Below are 18,746 nucleotides of genomic sequence, written 5' to 3'. Positions count from 1 at the left end.
CGTAGCCTGTCCCGGTGACTCCGCCGCCCCGCCGCCTGCCCTCCCGGGTCTACCGGCGACGCCGCGCCGGAGTGCTGCTCGCGCTGGTCGTCATCGTCGCGGGCCTGGCGGTGGTGCTGTCGCTGCTCCCGCGGATGACCGGCTCCGACGCCGCGTCGAGCCCCACGCCGACCGTCGTGCTGCCGACGCTCTACCCGACCACCTCGCCCGGTGCGACGCCCGGCGCCGCACCCGCCTGCTCGGCCGACTCCGTCGCCGTCACCGCGGTCACGGACGCCACGAGCTACGCGCCCGGCGAGGATCCGCAGCTCTCGCTCTCGCTGGCCAACATCTCGAGCACCGACTGCGTGATCGACGCGGGCACGAGCAAGCAGGTCTTCACGATCACGAGCGGCTCCGAGCAGATCTGGACCTCCACGGACTGCCAGACCGGCGCGGCCGATCTGCCGGTGCTCCTCCAGGCGGGCCGCTCGGTGATGGGCAGCGCGCTGACGTGGGACCGCACCCGCTCCTCCGCCGACACCTGCTCCGGCGGACGCGAGGCGGTCGAGGCGGGCGGCGCCGCCTACAACCTGTCGGTGTCGGTCGCCGGCATCCCCTCGGGCTCGCCCACTCAGTTCCTGCTCCAGTAGTCCGCCCGGGGGACGTGCCGGGTGCGCGGCGGCGCGTAGCATCGCAGGCATGTGGGGGCTGCTCGGCACGATCCTGTCCGCCTCGACCGGCCGGGCGGGGGTGGTCGCGCGGCGCGCGGCGGCCGTGGCCCTCGCGGTCCCGCTGCTGGTCGGCGGAGCGGCGGCGCAGGCCGTGGCGGCTCCGCAGCCCGTCGCGGGTGTCGTGCGCGCGGATGTGGACGGCTTCCGGTTCTCGGAGTACTCGGCCGACTTCCGTCTCGACCGCGACGAGGAGGGCCGCTCGACGCTGACCACTGTCGAGACCTTCGTCGCCGAGTTCCCGCCGTCGCAGAACCGCGGCATGCAGCGCGCGATCCCGCTCGACTACGAGGGGCACCCGACCGACGTCGACCTGGTGTCCGTCACCGACGGCCACGGGGCGGCGCGGCCGGTCGACACCGAGCGCGAGGACGGCTTCCTCCTGGTCACCAGCGCGGCGGACGAGTTCGTCAGTGGCAGCCAGACCTACGTCTTCACCTACACGCAGCACAACGCGACCCTGCCTGGATCCGGCACGCGCAGCGGCGAGGACGAGTTCTACTGGGACGTCAACGGCACGGGCTGGCGCCAGTCCTTCGACCGCTACGACGTGCGCGTCGAGCTCGCCGGGTCGCTGGCCTCCGCCGCGACGGGGACCGTCAGCTGCTACCGGGGACCGGAGGGCTCGACGACGCCCTGTCCGATCGGCCGCGACGGCGCGGTCGTCACGGCATCGGGGGAGTCGCTGGCTCCGGGGGAGAACGTGACCGTGGCGATCGGCTTCGCTCCCGGGACCTTCACGCCGCGCGACGACCGCTACCTCGCCTCCGGCTGGTCCTGGGTGCAGCTGGGCGGCCTCGCCGCGGTCCTGATCGGCCTCGCGCTCGCCGTGCACCGCCGCCGGACCGTGCTCCGCGACGCTCCCGGCCGCCCGACCGTCGTCGCCGAGTACGACCCGCCCGCGGAGGGGCTGTTCCTCTCCGCCGCGCTGCTGCGGAAGACGTCGAAGGCCCCCGCGGCCGGACTCCTGGACGCCGCCGTCCGCGGTCTCGTGCGCATCGAGGAGACGGGGGAGGGGCGGAAGCAGGAGTACGCCGTGCGGGTGCTCGACCCTGCGACGACGCCGACGCGACGCGCGGGACGCCCGCGGCCCCTCGCCTCCGACGACCGCGAGTTCCTCGACATCGCCCTCGGCCGGGCGCCGGGGACGGTGCGTGAGCTCTCGGGCAAGGACAAGGCGTTCGGCAAGGCCGTCGGACAGTTCCAGACCGCGCTGGGCAACAGGGTGACCGAGGCGGGACTGAAGAAGGCCGGGACGATCGGCGGCAGCGTGCTCGTGATCGTCCCGCTGCTGCTGGGTGTCATGGCCGCCTTCCTGGGCGCGATCCTCCTGATGACCGGCTCCTTCGGCGGAGCGCTCCCGCTCGTGCTGATGCTGGTCGCGATCGTCGCGGCCGTCGTCGGGACGATCCTGGTCTCGAGGGTGCCGCTGACGGCCGCGGGCGCGGAGCTGCGCGACCATCTGCGCGGGCTCGAGCTGTACATCCACCTGGCCGAGGCCGACCGGATCGCGATGCTGCAGTCGCCCCGCGGGGCGGACCGGCGCGCGGTCGGACCGGTCGAGGTGGTCGAGGTGACGGAGCGCCTGCTGCCGTGGGCCGTGCTCTTCGGTCTCGAGAAGGAGTGGTCGGCGGAGCTCGCGTCGGCCTACGAGCGCACCGGCGAGGAGCCGGTCTGGTACTCCGGACCGAACGGCTTCCACGCGGCGGCCTTCGCCGGCAGCGTGTCCTCGTTCTCGTCGTCGACGTCGAGCTACGTCGGATCCTCGTCGAGCTCCTCGAGCGGCGGCGCGGGCGGCGGCGGCAGTTCAGGTGGGGGCGGCGGAGGCGGCGGCGGAGGCGGCGTCTAGGGGCAGGCTGCGACGGGCGGCCGCGGCGGAGCGGACGCGCGCGTGGTCGGGCGGAGCTGTCGGGCAGTGCCCATCGAGCCCGTGTTCGCCTCCGGTGGCGATCCTCGACCATGCGGTGGACGGGGGCGCCGGCGGCTCCGAGCGGTGGACGGGTGCGTGTGCAGCGTGCCGGGGACGCGGCCGTCAGTGCGTGGGCACCCGCTCCGGACGGATGCGCTCGGGAACGGGGACGAGCGCGTGGGTGATCGCGCTCGAGAGGGTGAAGGCGCTGGAGTCGAGGTGCGAGGAGTGCCCGAGTCGTGTCGCTTCGGAGGCGCGCTGCTTCGCTCCGGAGGCGGGCCGGATGTCTCCCGAGAGGCTGATCTCGCCGAACGCGGCGATCCCGGGCCGCAGCGGCGTGTAGGCGTGGGCGGAGGCGATGGCGACCGCGATCGCCAGGTCCGCCGCCGGCTCCATGAGCTTCACGCCGCCGACGGTCGACACGTAGACGTCGCAGCGCCGCAGGGGGATGCCCGCCTGCCGCTCGAGGACCGCGAGGATCATCGCGACCCGGGACGCGTCGACTCCGTTCGTGACGCGGCGGGGGTGCTCGCCGTCGTTCGCGATCACGAGCGCCTGGATCTCGACGGGGAGCGCGCGGCGTCCCTCCATCGCGACCGTGACGCAGATGCCCGGGGTGGGGAAGCGGGTGCGGCTGAGGAACAGACCGCTCGGGTCGGGGATCTCGGCGATGCCCTCGGCGGTCATCTCGAAGCAGCCGACCTCGTCCGTCGGGCCGAAGCGGTTCTTGAGCGAGCGGACGAAGCGCAGCGCCGTCTGCCGGTCGCCCTCGAAGTGGCAGACCACGTCGACCAGGTGCTCGAGCAGGCGCGGCCCCGCGATGGAGCCGTCCTTCGTGACGTGTCCGACGAGCACGAGGGGGAGCGCCCGCTCCTTGCAGACGCGGATGAGGGTCGCGGCGACCTCGCGGACCTGGCTGGGACCGCCGGGCAGGCCGTCGACGGTGTCGCTCGCGACCGTCTGCACCGAGTCGACGATGAGCAGGTCCGGCCGGACCTCGTCGATCTGGCCGAGGACGGTGGCGAGGTCGGTCTCGGCCGCGAGGAAGAGGCTGTCGTGCATCGCGCCGGTGCGCTCGGCCCGCATGCGCACCTGCGCGGCCGACTCCTCCGCGCTGACGTAGAGGACCCGCTGGCCCTCGGCCGCGGCGCGGCTCGCGACCTCGAGCAGGAGGGTCGACTTGCCCACGCCGGGCTCTCCAGAGAGGAGCACGACCGCACCGGAGACGATCCCGCCGCCGAGCACGCGGTCGAGCTCGCCCACGCCGGTGGGGCGGTGCGCCGCCGACGTGGTCTCGATCTCGGTGATGGGCCGCGCGATGCGGCCGGCGGCCGGAGCCACAGCGGCGACCGCGCGGACGAGGCCGGTGCGCTCGGTGCTCTCGATCACGGAGCCCCACTGCTGGCACTCGCCGCAGCGGCCTACCCACTTCGCGGTCGTCCATCCGCACTCCGAGCAGCGGTACGGGGCGGTGCGCGTCTTCGAGGAGGCCATGAGGTCCTTTCGGGGCGGAGGAGGGGGACGAGCGCGACGCTACGGGGGACCCCCGACACCGCCGCTCGTTCGAACGTGTCTTCGACAGTACAGTCCACCACCGACGCCGCGAGCGGGGCGCGCCAGGCCGGGGGAGAGGTCGCGTGGAAGCCGTCTGTTGAGGAGCGTCGTCGCGGGGGAGCGGAGGCGGAGGATCGCGCCTCGGAAGACGACTCCCGAGCGCCGCTCCGTCGGCGTCGGACGTCTGCGGGAGACTGGGGGACATGCCCTCGACAGTGCACGTCCTCAAGTCCGGCCGCCCGCTCGGAGTCAGCTGGTCCGGCCCCGAGGGCGCCGAGCGGGTCGTCGTCCTGGCGCATCCCGCTCCCGGCTCCTCGGACTTCGACCCCGACCCGGAGGCGACCGCGCGCCACGGGGTGCGCCTGCTCTCGTTCGACCGCCCGGGCTACGGCGCCTCCTCCCTCCTGACCGACCTCGACCCCGCCGGAGCGGGCGTCGGCGCCAGCCCCGAGCAGGCCGCCGCCGACATCGCCGAGTACCTCGCGACCGTCGGCATCGCCTCCGTCAGCGTCGCCGGCTGGTCGGCGGGAGGCCGCGTGGCCCTCGCGCTCGCCGCGAACTACCCCGGCCTCGTGGAGCGCGTCGCCGTGATCGGGACGCCCGCTCCCGACGACGCCGTGCCGTGGGTCGGCGACGACAACCGCGCCGAGCTCGCCCGCCTCGCCACCCTCCCTCTCGACGAGGCCGTCCGCTCGCTCACCCGCACCCTCGAGGGCGCCTTCGGCCCGACCCCCGCCCTGGACGCCCTGCTCGGGATGCTCGGCTCCGGCGACGCCGACACCGCGGTGCTCGAGGCCCCCGGAGTCCGCGAGCGGCTCTCGCGCATGCTCGAGCGCGCCGCCGCCCAGGGCGCCCTCGGCATGGCCGCTGATCTCATCGGCTACGGCGTGCAGGAGTGGGGCTTCGCCGTCGAGTCCGCCGAGCCGCCCGCGCTCCTCCTCTACGGCGCCGAGGACGCGGTCGCCGGTCGCCGCCACGCCGAGTGGTACGCCGCCCGGCTGCCCGACTCCCGCCTCGAGGTCGTGCCCGGCCGCGGCCACCTGCTCGCGATCCCGGAGTGGGACCGCGTGCTCGGCTTCCTCCTCCCCGCCTGACGGCGGCCCGTCCGCTCGATTGGCGCGACTTCCGGCCGTCGCGTACACTCGACCCCGGTACCGTGTCCGAGCGGCCGAAGGAGCATGTCTCGAAAACATGTGTGGGCTTGCGTCCACCGTGGGTTCAAATCCCACCGGTACCGCCAACGAGAAGGCCCCCCGCTTCCACGGAAGCAGGGGGCCTTCGTCGTTTCCGGCGTCGTGCGGCGGTCGCGACGTGCGGGTCAGCCGGCGCGGAGCAGCCAGGAGCCGCCGGCGCGCAGGGCCCGGTACAGGCGCCTGACCGCGTGGTCGGCCTCGGCCGAGCCGACGTCCGAGAAGGAGCCCGCCCCGCCCCAGAGCTCGAGCGCGTCGGCGGCCGCCGCCCGCACCTCTCTGCGGGTCGTCGCTCCGGCGAACAGCTCGTCGAGCCGGTCCGCGACGCGGGCCCGCGCGCCGTCCTGTTGCGACCGTGCGACGTCGCGCACCTCGGCGACGGCCGCCGTGATCTCGGCGAGCACTGCGGGGATCGTGCGGTCCATCCTCCTGAGCCTAGGAGCGGGAGCGCGAGCGCTGCGAGGCGGCGTGGGTCAGGAGCGTCGCCACGACTCCGACGAGCACGCCCAGCGCGGTCTCGAGCGCCCGGTCGCGCAGCAGCACGAGCTCGTCGACGGGATGCGCGAGCTCGACCATGAGGATCGCGAGCGGAGTGACGAAGGCGAGGGTCAGGCCGTAGTTGCGGCCGACGACGAGCTCGGCGGTCATCTGGAGGAGCACCACCACCACGATCACGGCGAGCGGGGAGAGCGGCAGGGCCAGGAGCGCGGCCGCGATCAGCACTCCGACGATCGTGCCGAGCATCCGGTGGCCCGCGCGCACGAGCCGGGCGCCGGCGTCTGCTCCCGAGACGGCTGCGACGGCGGAGACCATCGCCCAGTAGGGGTGGCCCAGGCCGGTCGCGGTCGGGACGGTGCCTGCAACCAGGACGACGGCCCCGAAGCGGAGCAGGGCGGCGCGCGTCGCCGGACGGGCCGCCGCCGCGCGGAACGAGGTGCGCCACGGCGTCGGGGCGAGGCGGCGTGCGCGGGGGAGCGCGAGACCGCTCAGGCCGACGACGAGCGAGAAGGCGGCGGAGCCCGCGGCGAGAGCGACGGCGAGCGGGATCCGCGAGGGCTCGGACGGGACGGACGCGCACGCCGTGACGGCGAACACCGGGAACAGCGGGCCGGGCGGGTGCCAGTGCAGGGCGTCGCTGAGATAGGCGGCCGCGACGGTCACGGCGACCACGACGGGGATGATCTGCCAGTCGCGGTGAGGAGAGAGGGAGACGACGGTGCCGAGGGTCACGGTGGTGACGAGGAACGCGGCTGCCGACAGCTGCATCAGCAGGCGCGGCCGGTGCGTGTGCTGGCGACCGTAGAGGGCCGTGAAGGCGCCGAAGGTCGCGTAGAGGGCGAGATCGGTGCGGCCGAGCGCCCAGAGGACGAGCAGCGGGACGGCGATCGAGACGCCGGCGCGCAGGGCGACGCGATGGGCGCCGGCGTGCGGGCCGAAGACGAGGAGCTCGCGGGGGTGGGGCAGAACGGGGGTGGCGGCCATCGGGTCCTCTGATCGGGTCCGAGCGGCGGCGGCCGGAGAAGTGTTTCACGGGTGAAGCAGATATACTTTACGTGTGAATGACTCTGAAAGCCAGCCGGGCGACGCGGTCGACGAGATCAGGGCGGGCTGGGCGGTGCTGCGGCCCGAGCTCGACACCTCCGCCGTCGACGTCGTCGGGCGGGTGATCCGCGCCTCCGCGCTGATCGTCCGGGCGACGGAGGAGCTGCTCGCCGCCCACGGGCTGACCCGCGGCGAGTTCGACGTGCTCTCCACGCTGCGTCGCGCCGGCGCTCCGCAGTCGCCGACGACCCTCCGGACGATCGCCCTCGCCTCCGCTCCCGCGATCACCAAGCGCGTGCACTCGCTGGAGCGTCGGGGCCTGGTGCGGCGCGCCGCGAACCCGGCGGACGGGCGCGGCTCGCTCATCACGCTGACTCGCGAGGGGGAGGAGCTGGTCGACCGGGCCTTCCCCGAGGTGCTCGACGCCGAGCGGGCGCTGCTCTCGGGGGTGCCCGCCGATCTGCGGGCGGAGGCGTCGCGCTCGCTCCGCGCGGTGCTCGCGAGCGTCGAGGCGGCCGCGAGCCGGTGATGCGCGCGGGGACCGCGAGGCGGCGGGCGCTCGCTACCGTGGTCCCATGCGCCTGACCTCGAGCTTCACCGTGCCGACGCGGCCGCCGGTGCTGCAGCTGGTCAAGACGGCGGCCGCCACGGTCGTCACCTGGCTCCTCGCCGGCGTCGTCTTCCCGGGGACGCTGCCCGTCTTCGGTGCGATCGCCGCGCTCCTCGTCGTCGCGCCGAGCATCAACCAGTCGTTCTCCAAGGCCCTCGAGCGCTCGGTCGGCGTCATCATCGGCGTGATCGTCGGATCCGTGATCGGCACGGTGCTCGGCGGCGAGAGCATCATCGTGCTCCTCGCGATCGTGGCCGCGATCGCCGTCGGGTGGGCCGTGCGCCTGACTCCCGCCTCCGCGGTGCAGATCCCGATCAGCGCGATGCTCGTGCTCTCGGTGGGCGCGGTCACGCCGAACTACGCGCTCGACCGCATCCTCGAGACCCTCCTCGGCGCGGCCGTCGGAGTCGTCATCAACGTGCTCATCGTCCCTCCGGTCGTGCTGGCACCGGCCGAGCGGGCGATCGGAGACCTCACCGCTCAGCTCGCCGCTGCCCTCGACGACCTCGGCGACGCCCTCCAGGCCCCCGTCCCGCGACGTCGGCTCGACGAGCTGCTCATCAACGCCCGGCTGCTGCAGACCATGCAGAGCAAGGCGGAGGAGGCGATCGCGACCGGCGAGGAGTCCCTCCGCCTCAACCCGCGCCGCTCCGCCCACCGCGACCGGCTGCTGGCCCTCGACTCCGTCGTCCCGCGGCTGGGGCGCATCGTGACCCGGGTCCGCGGCATGACGCGGACCGTGCACGACCTCTACGACGACGAGCTCGTCGGGGAGCCGACGATCGCCGACATCGCCGTCCAGCTGCACCGGGCCGCCCACGATCTGCGGCTCCTCGTGCAGTCCTCGGTCGACGTTCCCGAGCCGGAGGCGATCACGGACGAGCTGCCCGCTCTCACCGCGCCGCTCGTGATCGCGACTCCGCATCCGCAGCACTGGATCCTGCTGGGGGCGCTCGCCGAGGACCTGCGGCGCATCCGCGAGGAGATCGTCGGCGCGGAGTCCTGACGGGCGGTCGCCGAGTGGCGTCGGCGGGAGGGCTGCTCTTGCTGCGCTCGGCGTCTCGCGCCGCGCGACATGCGGCTCGTGGTGGCCTGCGGTGGTCAGCCGTCCTGCTCGCCGTCCTTCCTCGGTCCGCCGCCCTCGACGAGCTCGCCGTCGCCCGGGTCGGGAGCGACCTGGTGCAGTGCCTCGGGATCGCTCGCCTCGGCGTGGAGCGTCTTGCCCTCGGCGATGAGGGAGTCGTCGTCCACGAGGATCCCGGCCAGCTCGGTGATGCGTCCCCGGAGAGCGCCGATCGGGTCCTCGGTGGGCGCGTCCTCCTCGGAGTGGTCGACCTCCGAGTCGGGGTAGCGGCGGAGGGCGGCCTCGTCCCGGTCGGGCTGCGGCGCCCGCGCGTGCTCGACGCAGAGGCGGGCGACCTCCTCCGCGTGCGCGTGCATCACGGAGTGGGAGGCGTCGGGGATCTCCCAGGCCCGCGCGTGCGGCATCGACCGGGCGATCTCCTCCGCCCACTCGCGCGGCACGAGCCGGTCGAACTCGCCGCGGATGACGAGGGCGGACGCGCGGATCCGGGGGACGGTCTCCTCGATCCGGTAGTGCATCATCTCGGGCAGCACACGGGAGAACCAGCGCGGTCCGCAGAGGAGGTAGGCGCCCGCGGCGAGGATCGCGACCATGAGCGGCTCGCGGACGCTCGACTGGGCGAAGCGGAGCGCGGCGGTCGGGAGGCGGCGCTCGTGCCGGTTCATCACGGGTCCGAGCAGGACGATGGTGGTCAGCTCCGGACGGCGCGCGGCGAGCTCGGCCACCACCTGCGTCCCCATCGAGTGGCCGAGGACGACGGGATCGTCGAGGCCGAGCTCGTCGATGACGGCGCCGACCAGCTCGGCGTAGTCGCCGATGTCCATGCGCCGCGCGTCGATCGGGTGCGGTACGCCGCCGAAGCCCGGCAGGTCGAGAGCGTGCACCGGACCGAACTCGTTGAGTGCGGGCGCGAGGCGCTCGAAGTAGGTGGCCGCGACTCCGATCCCCGGCACGAGGACGAACGTGCGCTCGCCGTCGCGCCCCACCGTACTCACCCGCGCCCAGACGTCGCGGTGGTGCACGCGCTGGACGGAGACGTCGGTGCTGCGGGTGCGGCGGTGAGGATCCCGCCCCCGGGAGCGCGTGGTCGCGAAGACGTCGCGGACTCCGCGCCGCAGAGTCGTGGCGAGAGTGGGGAGGAGGTCGCTCGGGCGGAGCACGGGGCCTCCTTCGATCGGGGGAGTCGGTCGCTGCGAGCCTAGGCGCTCGCCGCCGGGCTCAGATCAGCATGTCGTCCGACCTGTGGAGGATCAGACGGGCCGGCCCGGTGTGGAGGACGCCGTTGGTCAGGGGGGCGGTCCGGACGCCGCCGCGCCTCCGCATAGCCCGGAACGCCCCGAGGGCGAGCACGACGTCCATCCAGGCGCAGGGGTTCGCCGGTCGTCCGCCCTGGAACTCGATCCGCTCCCCGCCCTGCTCGATCGCGAACGTGCGGCCGGCGAGCGCATCGACGTCGGCGCCGCGGACGATGATGTTGCGGCGGGCGTCGGCGGGGTCGAAGGGCCCTGCGCCGAGCTCGGCGGCGATGTGCTCGAGGGTCTCGACCGCGAAGAGCGTGATCGCCGCGGGGCGGTGCGCGCGCTGGGCGAAGAAGCGGTCGCCGACGATGCCGAGGCCTGCGCGGATCTCGATCCGCTCGGGCTGCTCGTTGCCCTCGGACGGCACCGGGCCATCGGCGGGGCGGCCCTCGTAGCGGTGCAGCGGAGAGACGACGAAGCCCACGAGCTCGATCGCGGCGGCCTCCATGAGCCCACGGTACGCCGTGAGGGGGAGCAGCGGCGTCCGCCCGTCGGAGGCTCTGCGGCGCGTTCCGAATTGCCAGGGAGGAAGGGGCGCCCGGGCGCCACAGGAGCGTCCAGGGAGGGAGCCCTCGCTGCCGCCGCCGCCGATTCGCGGAGGGGGCTCCCGGCATGTATAGTCGTACCTCGTTGCGTGCGCCTCTGGCCCACGCGATGGACTGCGCCCGTAGCTCAACGGATAGAGCATCTGACTACGGATCAGAAGGTTGGGGGTTCGAATCCCTCCGGGCGCACTCTGGTTGAGACAGAGCAGAACGGTCCGCTTCGGCGGGCCGTTCTCGTTTTAACGGTCGCTCGTTCCGGTGGCTGTCGGCGTCGGTCTCCCGGTGAGTGCAGGGCGAGGGAACAGCCGGTTCTCCGCCTCGCAGGACGCCTCTTCGCGCCGTCGACGACGTCGACCGTCTTCCGCCCGCATCCGCGATCAGTCCGCGCCCGCGCTCGCCCTCAGTCCTCGCAGGCTCTGCGATCACGTGTCGCGAACACGCAGCTCGGCTCTTCTCGCGCGCCGTTTCCTCCTCCACAGCGCCCATCTCGCGCCGTTCTCCACGGATGCAGCCGTCCCGGCCGCGGTGACGTCGAACCGAGCAATACTCTCCTTCCGTGGGGCTGAACGGTCGCCGCCGACGCAGTGCGCTCGGTCGGCAGAGGAGAGGACATCGGATGAGTCGAACGGAACAGTCGGGGCGGGACGAGCGCGGACGACCCCGAGCGCGGACTGCGCGAGCGCTGGTCGGCACGACGGCGGGCTGCGTGCTCGTGAGCGGGCTGCTGGGCGGAGGCCTCGCGCCGCCGCCCGCCCTCGCCGCCGACGGTCCTCACACGACGATCGAGAACACCCTCCTGCAGGGAGGCGCGACGAACGCCGGCGTGACGACCGTCTCGGCCTGGGTCCAGAAGGGCGAGACGCTCCGGGTGGACCTCCACCCGCTCCAGGCGGGCTCGGGCACCGGCGAGGGCGAGACCGGCGGCGGTACCGCCCGGGTGACGGCTCCGGGCGGAGCCGTCCTCGACGAGCAGGACTTCGCGCCCGGAGCGGCGCCCTCGGTGTCCGCCGGCGGCTCGTTCGTGGCGGACGAGACCGGGGTCTTCCAGATCCGGGTGTCCGACGACGACGTGACGGCGCCGGTGAACCTCGTCTGGAGCATCGGCGTCCAGGACGCGCGGGGCGCGGCGGTCGCGGGCCGGGTGTGGTCCGAGTCCTATGCGATCCAGTCCGGGGCGAAGGAGTCCTACTCCTCGCCCGAGGAGCGGCGCTCCTCCTTCACCCTCCACGCCGTCACGGAGACGGGCGCCCGCTACGAGCTCGGGCTGCGCGGCTACGACGGGGTCGCCTCGACGGTCCAGGCCACGAACAAGGGCAACGTGAAGGTCGGGTCGTCCGATCCGTCCTACCTCTCGGTCCCCATGCCGCAGTCGAGCGAGGCGGGCGGCATCGGGGCGCAGTACGTGCAGGCGTCCGGACGCTCCGGGATCGACGGCCTGCAGACCTACAAGCTCTTCCTGGACCCGCCGTCGTCCGACCTGCCGGAGTCGATCGCTCCGGCCTACCGCGCGCCGACGATCGAGGGCCTCGCCTTCCGCCGGTCGACCGCGGGCTCCGACGCGGGCACGCTGACCGGCGTCCTGGGGACGCAGCCGGGCACCGTCGTCGTGGACGTCGATGCGGACGGGGACGGCTCCTACGACGGCGAGCGCGACGTGCACCTCACCCGGATCGCGGGGACGACCGGTCCCTTCTCGGTCGATTGGGACGGACGGGACGCGAAGGGCGGGACGGTCGACGTGACCGACCCCGACGTCACCTTCCGCGCCTCCATCGGCCGCACGAACGAGTTCCACTTCACGCGGGTCGACGCCGAGACGTCCGCCGGCGGCGTATCCGTCGTGAGGTCGACCGGCGGCGGCGACGACCCGTCGATGGTCCACTGGGACGACTCGCTCCTCGCCGGATCGAACTCGGAGCGGTACTCCGGCACCTCCGCGGTGACGTCCGGCGACGGCGGCACCGACTCGTCCGGCGGGGTGCACCGCTGGGAGGGCGACGACTCCGGGCGAGGCCGCATCCCCAACGCCAACGACTCGGTGCACGGCTCCTACGGCGACCTGCGGGCGATCGACGACTGGGCCTACGGCTCGGACGGTGCGGTCGCGGTCGCACGCCTCGATCCGCTCGCGCCGCACGTGACCATCGCGAAGACCTCGTCGGTCGACTCCGCCACTCCGCTGCTCCGCGGCGCCCGCGTGCCCTACCGGGTGACGCTGACCTCGGACGGGACCGGGGACTACTCCGACGCCGCCGTCATCGACTACCTCGACAAGGGCGTGCTCGACGACGCCGAGCTCGACTCCGGCTCCCTCCGCGCCTCGCAGGGCACGGCCACGATCGATGCGGAGACGGGCCGCATCTCCTGGGCGGCCGGCAGCCTGCCGGTCGGGGCGACGGCTGAGCTGACCTTCGACGTGATCGTGACCGGCGAGGGGGACCGCGCGCTGACGAACACGGCCTGCCTCGCCGATGCGCCCTTCGCTCCCGCCTCGTCCGGCACGGGGACCGACGCGAACCCCTGCGCCACCGTCCCGCACGACATCGGCGAGGGGTCGCTCCTGATCCGGAAGACCGCGTCCCAGGCGAGCGCCGAGCACGGCGGCACGGCGGGCTTCGACATCGTCGTGGCGAACACCGGAACGGTCGACGCGACGGACGTGACCGTGACCGACGTTCCGACGCTCGACCACCTGCTCGAGGCGACCATCGAGAACGGCGCCGGAGGAACGCAGCCGGCCACGGAGCCCGTCACGGGTCTCGACATCCCCGCCGGCGGCCAGGTATCGCTGCACGTCAGCGGCCGGGTCGCCGACGGGTACGACGCCGCGACCCTGCCCAACCGCGTCTCGATCACCCACCAGCCCGAGGGCTTCGACCCGCCGACGGTCGAGAACGCCTGCGCTGACGATGCGACGTCGTCCTGCGCCGAGATCCCGGTACCGCCCGTCGAGGGCAGGCTCTCCATCGAGAAGACGGCGATCGGGAATCAGGTCGACCACGGCGGGCGTGCCGGGTTCCGGATCGTGGTCGCCAACGAGGGGGCTCGGCCGGCGGACGGGGTGACCCTCACCGACGTCCCCGAGCTCGCGCACCTGAGCGACGTCACGATCTCCCGGGACGGCGGCCCGGCGTCGTCCGACCTGACTGTCGAGAACCTGTCTCTGGCACCGGGAGCGTCGACGACGTTCACCGTGACCGGACGGGTCGCCGACGGCGTGGACGCGTGGACCATCCCCAACCGGGCGCGCCTGACCGAGGTCCCGGAGGGCTTCGATCCGACGACCGTCCTGCACCCGTGCGCGGACGACGGTGGAGCCAGCTGCGCCCAGGTGGCGGTGCCTCCGGTCGGACTCGTGCCGACGGTCCTCGCCTCGACGGGAGCGGCGGCCGGGCCCCTCGCGGCCGGAGCCGGCGCTCTGCTCCTGGCCGGCGGCGCCCTGACGGCGCTGCGCCGTCGCTCGACCCGCACCTCGTGAACCGGAGCCCGGGCCGCTGCAGCGCGGCCCGGGCTCCCGGATCCTCTCCTCGAAAGGCACTACTGCATGACCGAGCACGGCCTCCCGTACCGCATCACCGAGCGCTTCCCTCTCCCCGATGGACGCGTCGGTGTCAGCACCTGGTGGTCCGCCGACCCGGAGCAGCTGGAGCAGCAGCTCCGCACGCGGTCCGGGCATCCGCATCCCGAGAGGGAGCCGGTCCGGAGACTGCACCTCGCGACCGCGACGATCGTGCTGATCGAGGAGCGGACCGCGGGAGGCTTCCGCCCGCTCGACCCCCACCTCCGAGCCCGCACCGATCCGCGCTGGCGCCGGGCTCTCCTGCGGTCGCGCAGGTCGGCCCGGCTCCGACGGGTCATCGGCCCGCGGGACCTGCCGAGGACGGATCCGCCGTCGAGCGTCCACCGATCGGTCAACTGAGACCCATCGGTCGGAGCACGAGTTGTGGCACTTTCCGAGCGCCCTGCTTGGGACCTAGTGTCGCATTGTGACTGCCCCCGCCGCTTGGTACCCGGATCCGACAGATCCCACCCTCCTTCGATACTGGGATGGTTCCGCTTGGACTGACCACACGCATCCGCTAGCGGCAGTGCAGCAAGAGGCTCGGGAGTCGCAGAGTTCGGCGTCGCAGCCCTTGTCCCGTCGCGAGCGGCGGGCCGCGGAATCCCAAGAGCAGGCGGAGCGGGAACAGATTCGCGGAGGCGTTGACCGACAGGAGGAGCAGCGCGGCGAATCCTCCGAGGTGACGAGAGAAGGAGCCGCGCCGGTCCGACCTCCTTCCGGCGGGGATACGAGCGAGGCCCGCTCCGGCGGAGACGTGCCGTTCTTCGGGGCTCGGAAGATCGCCAGAGAACTTCAGGCGCGAGTGGCGGAACTCGAAGCATCGATGGACCGCTACGGTCTGCTGGAGCTCGCGGCACTCGACACGGAGAAGAGACGGCGACGAGAGGAGATCGCAGCGGATCAGCGTGCACACGAGGTCGAAGCGGCGCAGGTCGCCGCCGCGGCGCACCGTCGAGAATCGGAACTCGAAGCTGCGCTGACCGCTCTACAGGCCGAAATCGCCGCGCGGAGGACGGAGTTGGCGGATCTGGATCGCGAGATCATCGGGGTCCGTCACTCGATCGAGGTGCAGGAGCTCGGCCTCTACGACTACGAACACCCCGCCGAGTCGTCCGCCGACCTCGCCACTCGATTGGAAGCGCTGCGCTCCGAGATCAAGAGCGCCGTTCGAGAGGAGCGGGCTGCCCACGCGGCGAGCAATTTCACCTTCAACAACTCGCAGGCGCAGGGGCGCAAGTTCGTCGGTGACATGACCAAGATCCTGCTGCGGGCGTACAACGCGGAGGCGGAGAACTGCGTGAAGTCGGTTCGAGCCGGAAATCTTGCAACGGCTCAAGCCCGCCTGAGCAAGGCTTCGGAGATGATCGAGCGTCAGGGCTCGATGGTGTCGCTCACGATCGATCCGCAATACCACCACATGAGGCTCACTGAGATCCAGCTCGCCAACGACTATCTCCAAGCACTTCAGCGGGAGAAGGAACTGGAGCGGGCGCGACGCGAGGAGCTCCGCGAGCAACGCAAAGCGGAGCAGGAGCTGGCCCGTGAACACGAGCGTCTCGATAAGGAACGCGCGCATTACATCGCGACGCTTTCCGCCCTCGAAGCGAACGGAGACGTAGACGGCGCAGCCAGGCTGCGCGCCCGGATCGAGGACGTGGACAGGGCGCTACACGACGTCGACTACCGCGCGGCGAACATTCGAGCAGGGTATGTGTACGTCATCTCCAACGTCGGCGCGTTCGGCGACGAGGTCGTCAAGATCGGTATGACGCGTCGACTCGAGCCGATGGACAGAGTGAACGAACTGGGCGACGCCTCCGTTCCCTTCCGCTTCGACGTACACGCGCTGTTCTTCGCAGACGACGCCGTCGGCATCGAGGCGATGCTGCATCAGACGTTCGCGGACCGACGCGTGAACCGGGTCAACCTTCGCCGGGAATTCTTCTACGTCAAGCCGGAGGAGGTACTGGCGCAACTGAAGATGCATTCCGTCGAGATCGTCGAATTCCGGACCGATGTCGCTTCGGAGGAGTATCGGGCGAGCGTCGCGCTTGCCGCGCCTGCTCGCTGACGCGCGCTCCGCTTATCAGGCGGCAGCGGTGAGGTCGAGGTCCCCATCGTCCGCCGAGCGGTCTCCATGAGCGTCGTCCTCGGCCGGGGGCGCCGAGGCCGCGATGCGCGAGCGCTCGAGCCCGGCGAGGAGCACGGCGAAGGCCTCCTCGAGCTCGGCGGTGTCGCGGAGCAGGACGCGCTCGCCGCTCGTCGGGTCGAGGCGGACCGTCCGGTAGGCCGGGCGGGGGAGATCGGAGACCAGGGTGATGATGCCGAGGACGACGCCGCTGCGGCGGGCGCGCGCGGTCCAGCGGTTGGCGTGGGTGCGGAGAAGGATCATGACCGGGGCCGTCCTCGGTGACGTGGTGCAGGAGCGGGGGGAGGGGGGTGTCGCTGGCGGTGCGGGGATCCTCTCGAAGCTTGCTGCACGAAGGGCCTCCGCTTCCTGTGCTTGACAGCAGAGCCGAGCAGCGGTCACCGGCGCCGGGCGGCCGCCGCGGCGTGCAGGGCCCGCAGGAACTCGGGGACGACCGGGTTTCCGGTGTCGCGGGCGAGCACACCGATCTCACGGCTCGCGCCCGGATCGTCGATCGGGATCTCGCGGACGTCGTCGTCGACCGAGGACGGGCTCGGCGGCAGGATCGTGAGTCCGAGGCCGGCTGCCGCGAGTCCCCGGGCGGCGCGGTAGTCGCCGACCTCGAACGCCGGCACGGGGTCGCGGCCGTCCACGGCGAGCAGGCGCCGGGCCGACTCGTGGAGGCCGTAGCCGGGCGCCAGCATGATCAGGTCGAGGCCGCGGAGGTCCTCCACCGTGACCGAGCGCCGCGAGGCCAGCGGATGACGGGGGTCCACGACCGCGAGAAGAGGCTCCGAGTAGAGGGTCGTCGTGGTGGTTCCGGGGAGATCGGGCGGATCCGCGACGATCGCCAGCTCGGACTCGCCCTCCGCCACGGCCCTCAGGCAGAGGGCTCGGGAGCCGTGACGGAGCCCGAAGCCCACCTGCGGCCAACGTCGGCGGAACCGGCGGATCACATCCGGCACGAAGCTCTCCCCGAGGAGCGTCTGGAAGGCGAGGTCGATCCGGCCGTGCTCCACGTCGCCCGCCTGCCGCACCTCCGCGAGGCCGGCGCGGATCACCGACATGCCGTCCTGAGCGACCTCGGCGAGACGGGTCCCCGCCTCCGTCAGCACCACCCCGCGGCCCTCCCGGCGGACCAGGGGAGTGCCGACCAGGCCGGACAGCCGGGCGAGCGACCGGCTCGCGGTCGGCTGCGGGATCCCGAGCTCGGCGGCCGCCGCCGTGACGCTCCCGGTCTGGGCGACCGCGACGAGCAGGGGCAGGAGGCGGAGGGTCGCGGGCCAGTCGTCGGACACGCCACCACCCTAGATCCGGACATGACCAGAACGCATGAACAGTACGAGAAAGGGCATTAGTGATGCACCCGCAGGCGGTCTACCGTCGGAATCATGAGCACCGCCGCACGCACCCGACCGATGCGCGCAGCGGCACCCTTCTCGCAGCGGCGGCTGACCATCGCCCTCCTCGCCGCCGGGGTCGCGACCTTCGCCGAGCTCTACGCCGTGCAGAGCGTCCTCCCGCAGCTCGCGCGGGAATGGGCCCTCGCCCCGTCCGACGCCGCGCTCACCGTCTCGGCCGCGACCCTCGGACTGGCGCTCTCGGTGCTGCCGTGGGCCTCGGTGGCCGAGCGCATCGGACGGCTCGAATCCATGCGGATCGCGGTCCTCACGTCCGTGGTCCTGGCGCTGCTCGCCTGCGTCGCCCCGACCTTCGAGCTCCTGCTCGTCCTGCGCTTCCTCGGGGGAGCAGCACTGGGTGCCGTCCCGGCGCTCGCCGTCGCGGCGATCCACGACCGGGTCGGAGGCGCCGGAGCGACGGCCGCCGCGACCGCCTACGTCTCCGGGACCACGATCGGCGGTGCCGCCGGACGCCTGCTCGCCGGACCGCTCGCGGCGGCGCTCGGATGGCGCGGAGCCCTGCTCGTCGTGACGGCCGTCTGCGCAGCGGCGGCGATCGTCTTCGCGGTGCTCGCGCCCCGGGGCGGCGGCGCGCGCGAGACTGCTCCCGGCGGCTGGCGAGCAAAGACGGCGCAGGTGCTCCGCGATCCGATGCTCGTCGCGATCGCGCTGCAGACCTTCATCGCGGTCGGCGTGTTCGTCGCGGTCTACAACTACCTGGCGTTCCGGCTCGAGGCGCCCCCGTTCGCACTCGCGCCCGCGCTCGTCTCCCTCCTCTTCGCCGCCTACCTCGCGGGAACCGTCTCCTCCCGGCTCGCGGGGAGATGGGGGCCGCGGATCGGCCCCCGCCTCGTCATGCGGATCGGCGTCGCCCTGATGATCGTCGGACTGCTGGTGATGCTCGCCGAGAACGTCGCCGTGGTGATCGCGGGACTCCTCGTCTTCACGGCCGGCTTCTTCGCCCTGCACGCGACCGGCGCCGCCTGGACGGGAGCGCGCGCGGCTCCGGCACTCCGTGGGCACGCCGGCGCGGTCTACACGATCGCCTTCTACGCGGGCTCGGCCGCCGGCGGCTGGCTCCTCGGCCTGGCCGTCGGAGCCGGAGGCTGGTCGGCGCTGACGGCGGTGACGATCGGCCTGCTGCTGGTCGGAGCGGGGATCGTCAGCCTCCCGTCGCGCACCACCGCGGCCGGGCGCTGAACCCCCGCCTCCGT

Annotated in this window: 16 protein-coding genes, 2 tRNA genes and 1 pseudogene; 12 read left to right on the top strand and 7 right to left on the bottom strand. The window is 73.0% G+C overall.

Annotated elements, in window-relative coordinates; translation table 11 throughout:
* Positions 1-14: 14 nt before the first annotated feature.
* A complete protein-coding gene (locus C5C29_RS03285; RefSeq protein WP_104224088.1) occupies positions 15-632 on the top strand; it encodes a hypothetical protein in 618 nt (205 codons plus the stop codon).
* A gap of 49 nt (positions 633-681) precedes the next feature.
* Entirely contained in the window at positions 682-2,559 is a 1,878-nt protein-coding gene (locus tag C5C29_RS03280; RefSeq protein WP_104224087.1) for a DUF2207 domain-containing protein, read from the top strand.
* Positions 2,560-2,742: 183 nt separating this feature from the next.
* Here C5C29_RS03280 and radA read toward each other — a convergent pair whose 3' ends face one another.
* A complete protein-coding gene (gene radA, locus C5C29_RS03275) occupies positions 2,743-4,113 on the bottom strand; it encodes a DNA repair protein RadA (protein ID WP_104224086.1) in 1,371 nt (456 codons plus the stop codon).
* A 263-nt stretch (positions 4,114-4,376) separates the two neighbouring features.
* On the opposite strand from radA, the gene C5C29_RS03270 reads away from it, so the two are divergent.
* Both C5C29_RS03270 and C5C29_RS03265 read left to right on the top strand, forming a co-directional pair.
* Positions 4,377-5,267: an alpha/beta fold hydrolase gene (locus C5C29_RS03270; RefSeq protein ID WP_104307943.1), complete on the top strand. Its 891-nt coding sequence runs from the start codon at positions 4,377-4,379 to the stop codon at positions 5,265-5,267.
* Positions 5,268-5,323: 56 nt separating this feature from the next.
* A tRNA-Ser gene (locus C5C29_RS03265) sits at positions 5,324-5,413 on the top strand.
* 78 nt (positions 5,414-5,491) lie between these two features.
* Here C5C29_RS03265 and C5C29_RS03260 read toward each other — a convergent pair.
* Positions 5,492-5,788, bottom strand: coding sequence for a hypothetical protein (locus tag C5C29_RS03260; RefSeq protein WP_104307942.1), 297 nt, complete (start codon positions 5,786-5,788; stop codon positions 5,492-5,494).
* 10 nt (positions 5,789-5,798) lie between these two features.
* Entirely contained in the window at positions 5,799-6,845 is a 1,047-nt protein-coding gene (locus tag C5C29_RS03255) for an FUSC family protein (protein ID WP_104307941.1), read from the bottom strand.
* 73 nt (positions 6,846-6,918) lie between these two features.
* On the opposite strand from C5C29_RS03255, the gene C5C29_RS03250 reads away from it, so the two are divergent.
* Positions 6,919-7,434, top strand: a complete 516-nt coding sequence (locus C5C29_RS03250) for a MarR family winged helix-turn-helix transcriptional regulator (RefSeq protein WP_104307940.1) — start codon at positions 6,919-6,921, stop codon at positions 7,432-7,434.
* A 46-nt stretch (positions 7,435-7,480) separates the two neighbouring features.
* Positions 7,481-8,521: an aromatic acid exporter family protein gene (locus C5C29_RS03245; protein ID WP_104225996.1), complete on the top strand. Its 1,041-nt coding sequence runs from the start codon at positions 7,481-7,483 to the stop codon at positions 8,519-8,521.
* 95 nt (positions 8,522-8,616) lie between these two features.
* Here C5C29_RS03245 and C5C29_RS03240 read toward each other — a convergent pair whose 3' ends face one another.
* Together C5C29_RS03240 and C5C29_RS03235 are read right to left on the bottom strand one after the other, a co-directional pair.
* Positions 8,617-9,759 carry an alpha/beta fold hydrolase gene (locus C5C29_RS03240; protein WP_181128728.1) on the bottom strand — a complete coding sequence of 381 codons (1,143 nt, stop codon included), beginning with the start codon at positions 9,757-9,759 and terminating at the stop codon, positions 8,617-8,619.
* Between the two features lie 58 nt (positions 9,760-9,817).
* A complete protein-coding gene (locus C5C29_RS03235; RefSeq protein WP_104307938.1) occupies positions 9,818-10,345 on the bottom strand; it encodes an MOSC domain-containing protein in 528 nt (175 codons plus the stop codon).
* A gap of 213 nt (positions 10,346-10,558) precedes the next feature.
* Between C5C29_RS03235 and C5C29_RS03230 the strand changes: the two genes are divergently transcribed.
* From C5C29_RS03230 to C5C29_RS03215, 5 genes and pseudogenes are all read left to right on the top strand, one after another.
* A tRNA-Arg gene (locus C5C29_RS03230) sits at positions 10,559-10,631 on the top strand.
* A gap of 427 nt (positions 10,632-11,058) precedes the next feature.
* A complete protein-coding gene (locus tag C5C29_RS03225) occupies positions 11,059-13,920 on the top strand; it encodes a DUF11 domain-containing protein (RefSeq protein WP_146083451.1) in 2,862 nt (953 codons plus the stop codon).
* Between the two features lie 66 nt (positions 13,921-13,986).
* Positions 13,987-14,361, top strand: a complete 375-nt coding sequence (locus C5C29_RS03220; RefSeq protein ID WP_104224077.1) for a hypothetical protein — start codon at positions 13,987-13,989, stop codon at positions 14,359-14,361.
* A 67-nt stretch (positions 14,362-14,428) separates the two neighbouring features.
* Positions 14,429-14,524, top strand: a pseudogene (locus tag C5C29_RS17630) (DUF2510 domain-containing protein); the annotation flags it as partial.
* A 6-nt stretch (positions 14,525-14,530) separates the two neighbouring features.
* Complete coding sequence (locus C5C29_RS03215) at positions 14,531-16,075, top strand: DUF4041 domain-containing protein (RefSeq protein WP_374953266.1); 1,545 nt, start codon at positions 14,531-14,533, stop codon at positions 16,073-16,075.
* A gap of 15 nt (positions 16,076-16,090) precedes the next feature.
* On the opposite strand, the gene C5C29_RS03210 is transcribed toward C5C29_RS03215, so the two are convergent.
* Together C5C29_RS03210 and C5C29_RS03205 are read right to left on the bottom strand one after the other, a co-directional pair.
* Positions 16,091-16,396 carry a hypothetical protein gene (locus tag C5C29_RS03210; protein WP_104307936.1) on the bottom strand — a complete coding sequence of 102 codons (306 nt, stop codon included), beginning with the start codon at positions 16,394-16,396 and terminating at the stop codon, positions 16,091-16,093.
* A 134-nt stretch (positions 16,397-16,530) separates the two neighbouring features.
* Positions 16,531-17,430, bottom strand: coding sequence for a LysR family transcriptional regulator (locus C5C29_RS03205; RefSeq protein ID WP_104307935.1), 900 nt, complete (start codon positions 17,428-17,430; stop codon positions 16,531-16,533).
* A 93-nt stretch (positions 17,431-17,523) separates the two neighbouring features.
* On the opposite strand from C5C29_RS03205, the gene C5C29_RS03200 reads away from it, so the two are divergent.
* Positions 17,524-18,732 (top strand): MFS transporter, encoded by a 1,209-nt coding sequence (locus tag C5C29_RS03200; protein ID WP_104307934.1) that lies wholly within the window; start codon positions 17,524-17,526, stop codon positions 18,730-18,732.
* Positions 18,733-18,746 lie beyond the last annotated feature (14 nt).

The sequence above is a fragment of the Rathayibacter sp. AY1H2 genome, from assembly GCF_002931985.1.
GTDB lineage: Bacteria > Actinomycetota > Actinomycetes > Actinomycetales > Microbacteriaceae > Rathayibacter.
Note: the sequence above shows the minus strand (reverse complement) of the source record. Positions and strands in the feature narration are given on the sequence as shown.

Excerpts from the sequence above, each read along its gene's own strand:
- C5C29_RS03280 (WP_104224087.1), top strand. The coding sequence starts at position 682 with ATGTGGGGGCTGCTCGGCACGATCCTGTCCGCCTCGACCGGCCGGGCG.
- radA (WP_104224086.1), bottom strand. The coding sequence starts at position 4,113 with ATGGCCTCCTCGAAGACGCGCACCGCCCCGTACCGCTGCTCGGAGTGC.
- C5C29_RS03270 (WP_104307943.1), top strand. The coding sequence starts at position 4,377 with ATGCCCTCGACAGTGCACGTCCTCAAGTCCGGCCGCCCGCTCGGAGTC.
- C5C29_RS03260 (WP_104307942.1), bottom strand. The coding sequence starts at position 5,788 with ATGGACCGCACGATCCCCGCAGTGCTCGCCGAGATCACGGCGGCCGTC.
- C5C29_RS03255 (WP_104307941.1), bottom strand. The coding sequence starts at position 6,845 with ATGGCCGCCACCCCCGTTCTGCCCCACCCCCGCGAGCTCCTCGTCTTC.
- C5C29_RS03245 (WP_104225996.1), top strand. The coding sequence starts at position 7,481 with ATGCGCCTGACCTCGAGCTTCACCGTGCCGACGCGGCCGCCGGTGCTG.
- C5C29_RS03235 (WP_104307938.1), bottom strand. The coding sequence starts at position 10,345 with ATGGAGGCCGCCGCGATCGAGCTCGTGGGCTTCGTCGTCTCTCCGCTG.
- C5C29_RS03225 (WP_146083451.1), top strand. The coding sequence starts at position 11,059 with ATGAGTCGAACGGAACAGTCGGGGCGGGACGAGCGCGGACGACCCCGA.
- C5C29_RS03220 (WP_104224077.1), top strand. The coding sequence starts at position 13,987 with ATGACCGAGCACGGCCTCCCGTACCGCATCACCGAGCGCTTCCCTCTC.
- C5C29_RS03210 (WP_104307936.1), bottom strand. The coding sequence starts at position 16,396 with ATGATCCTTCTCCGCACCCACGCCAACCGCTGGACCGCGCGCGCCCGC.
- C5C29_RS03200 (WP_104307934.1), top strand. The coding sequence starts at position 17,524 with ATGAGCACCGCCGCACGCACCCGACCGATGCGCGCAGCGGCACCCTTC.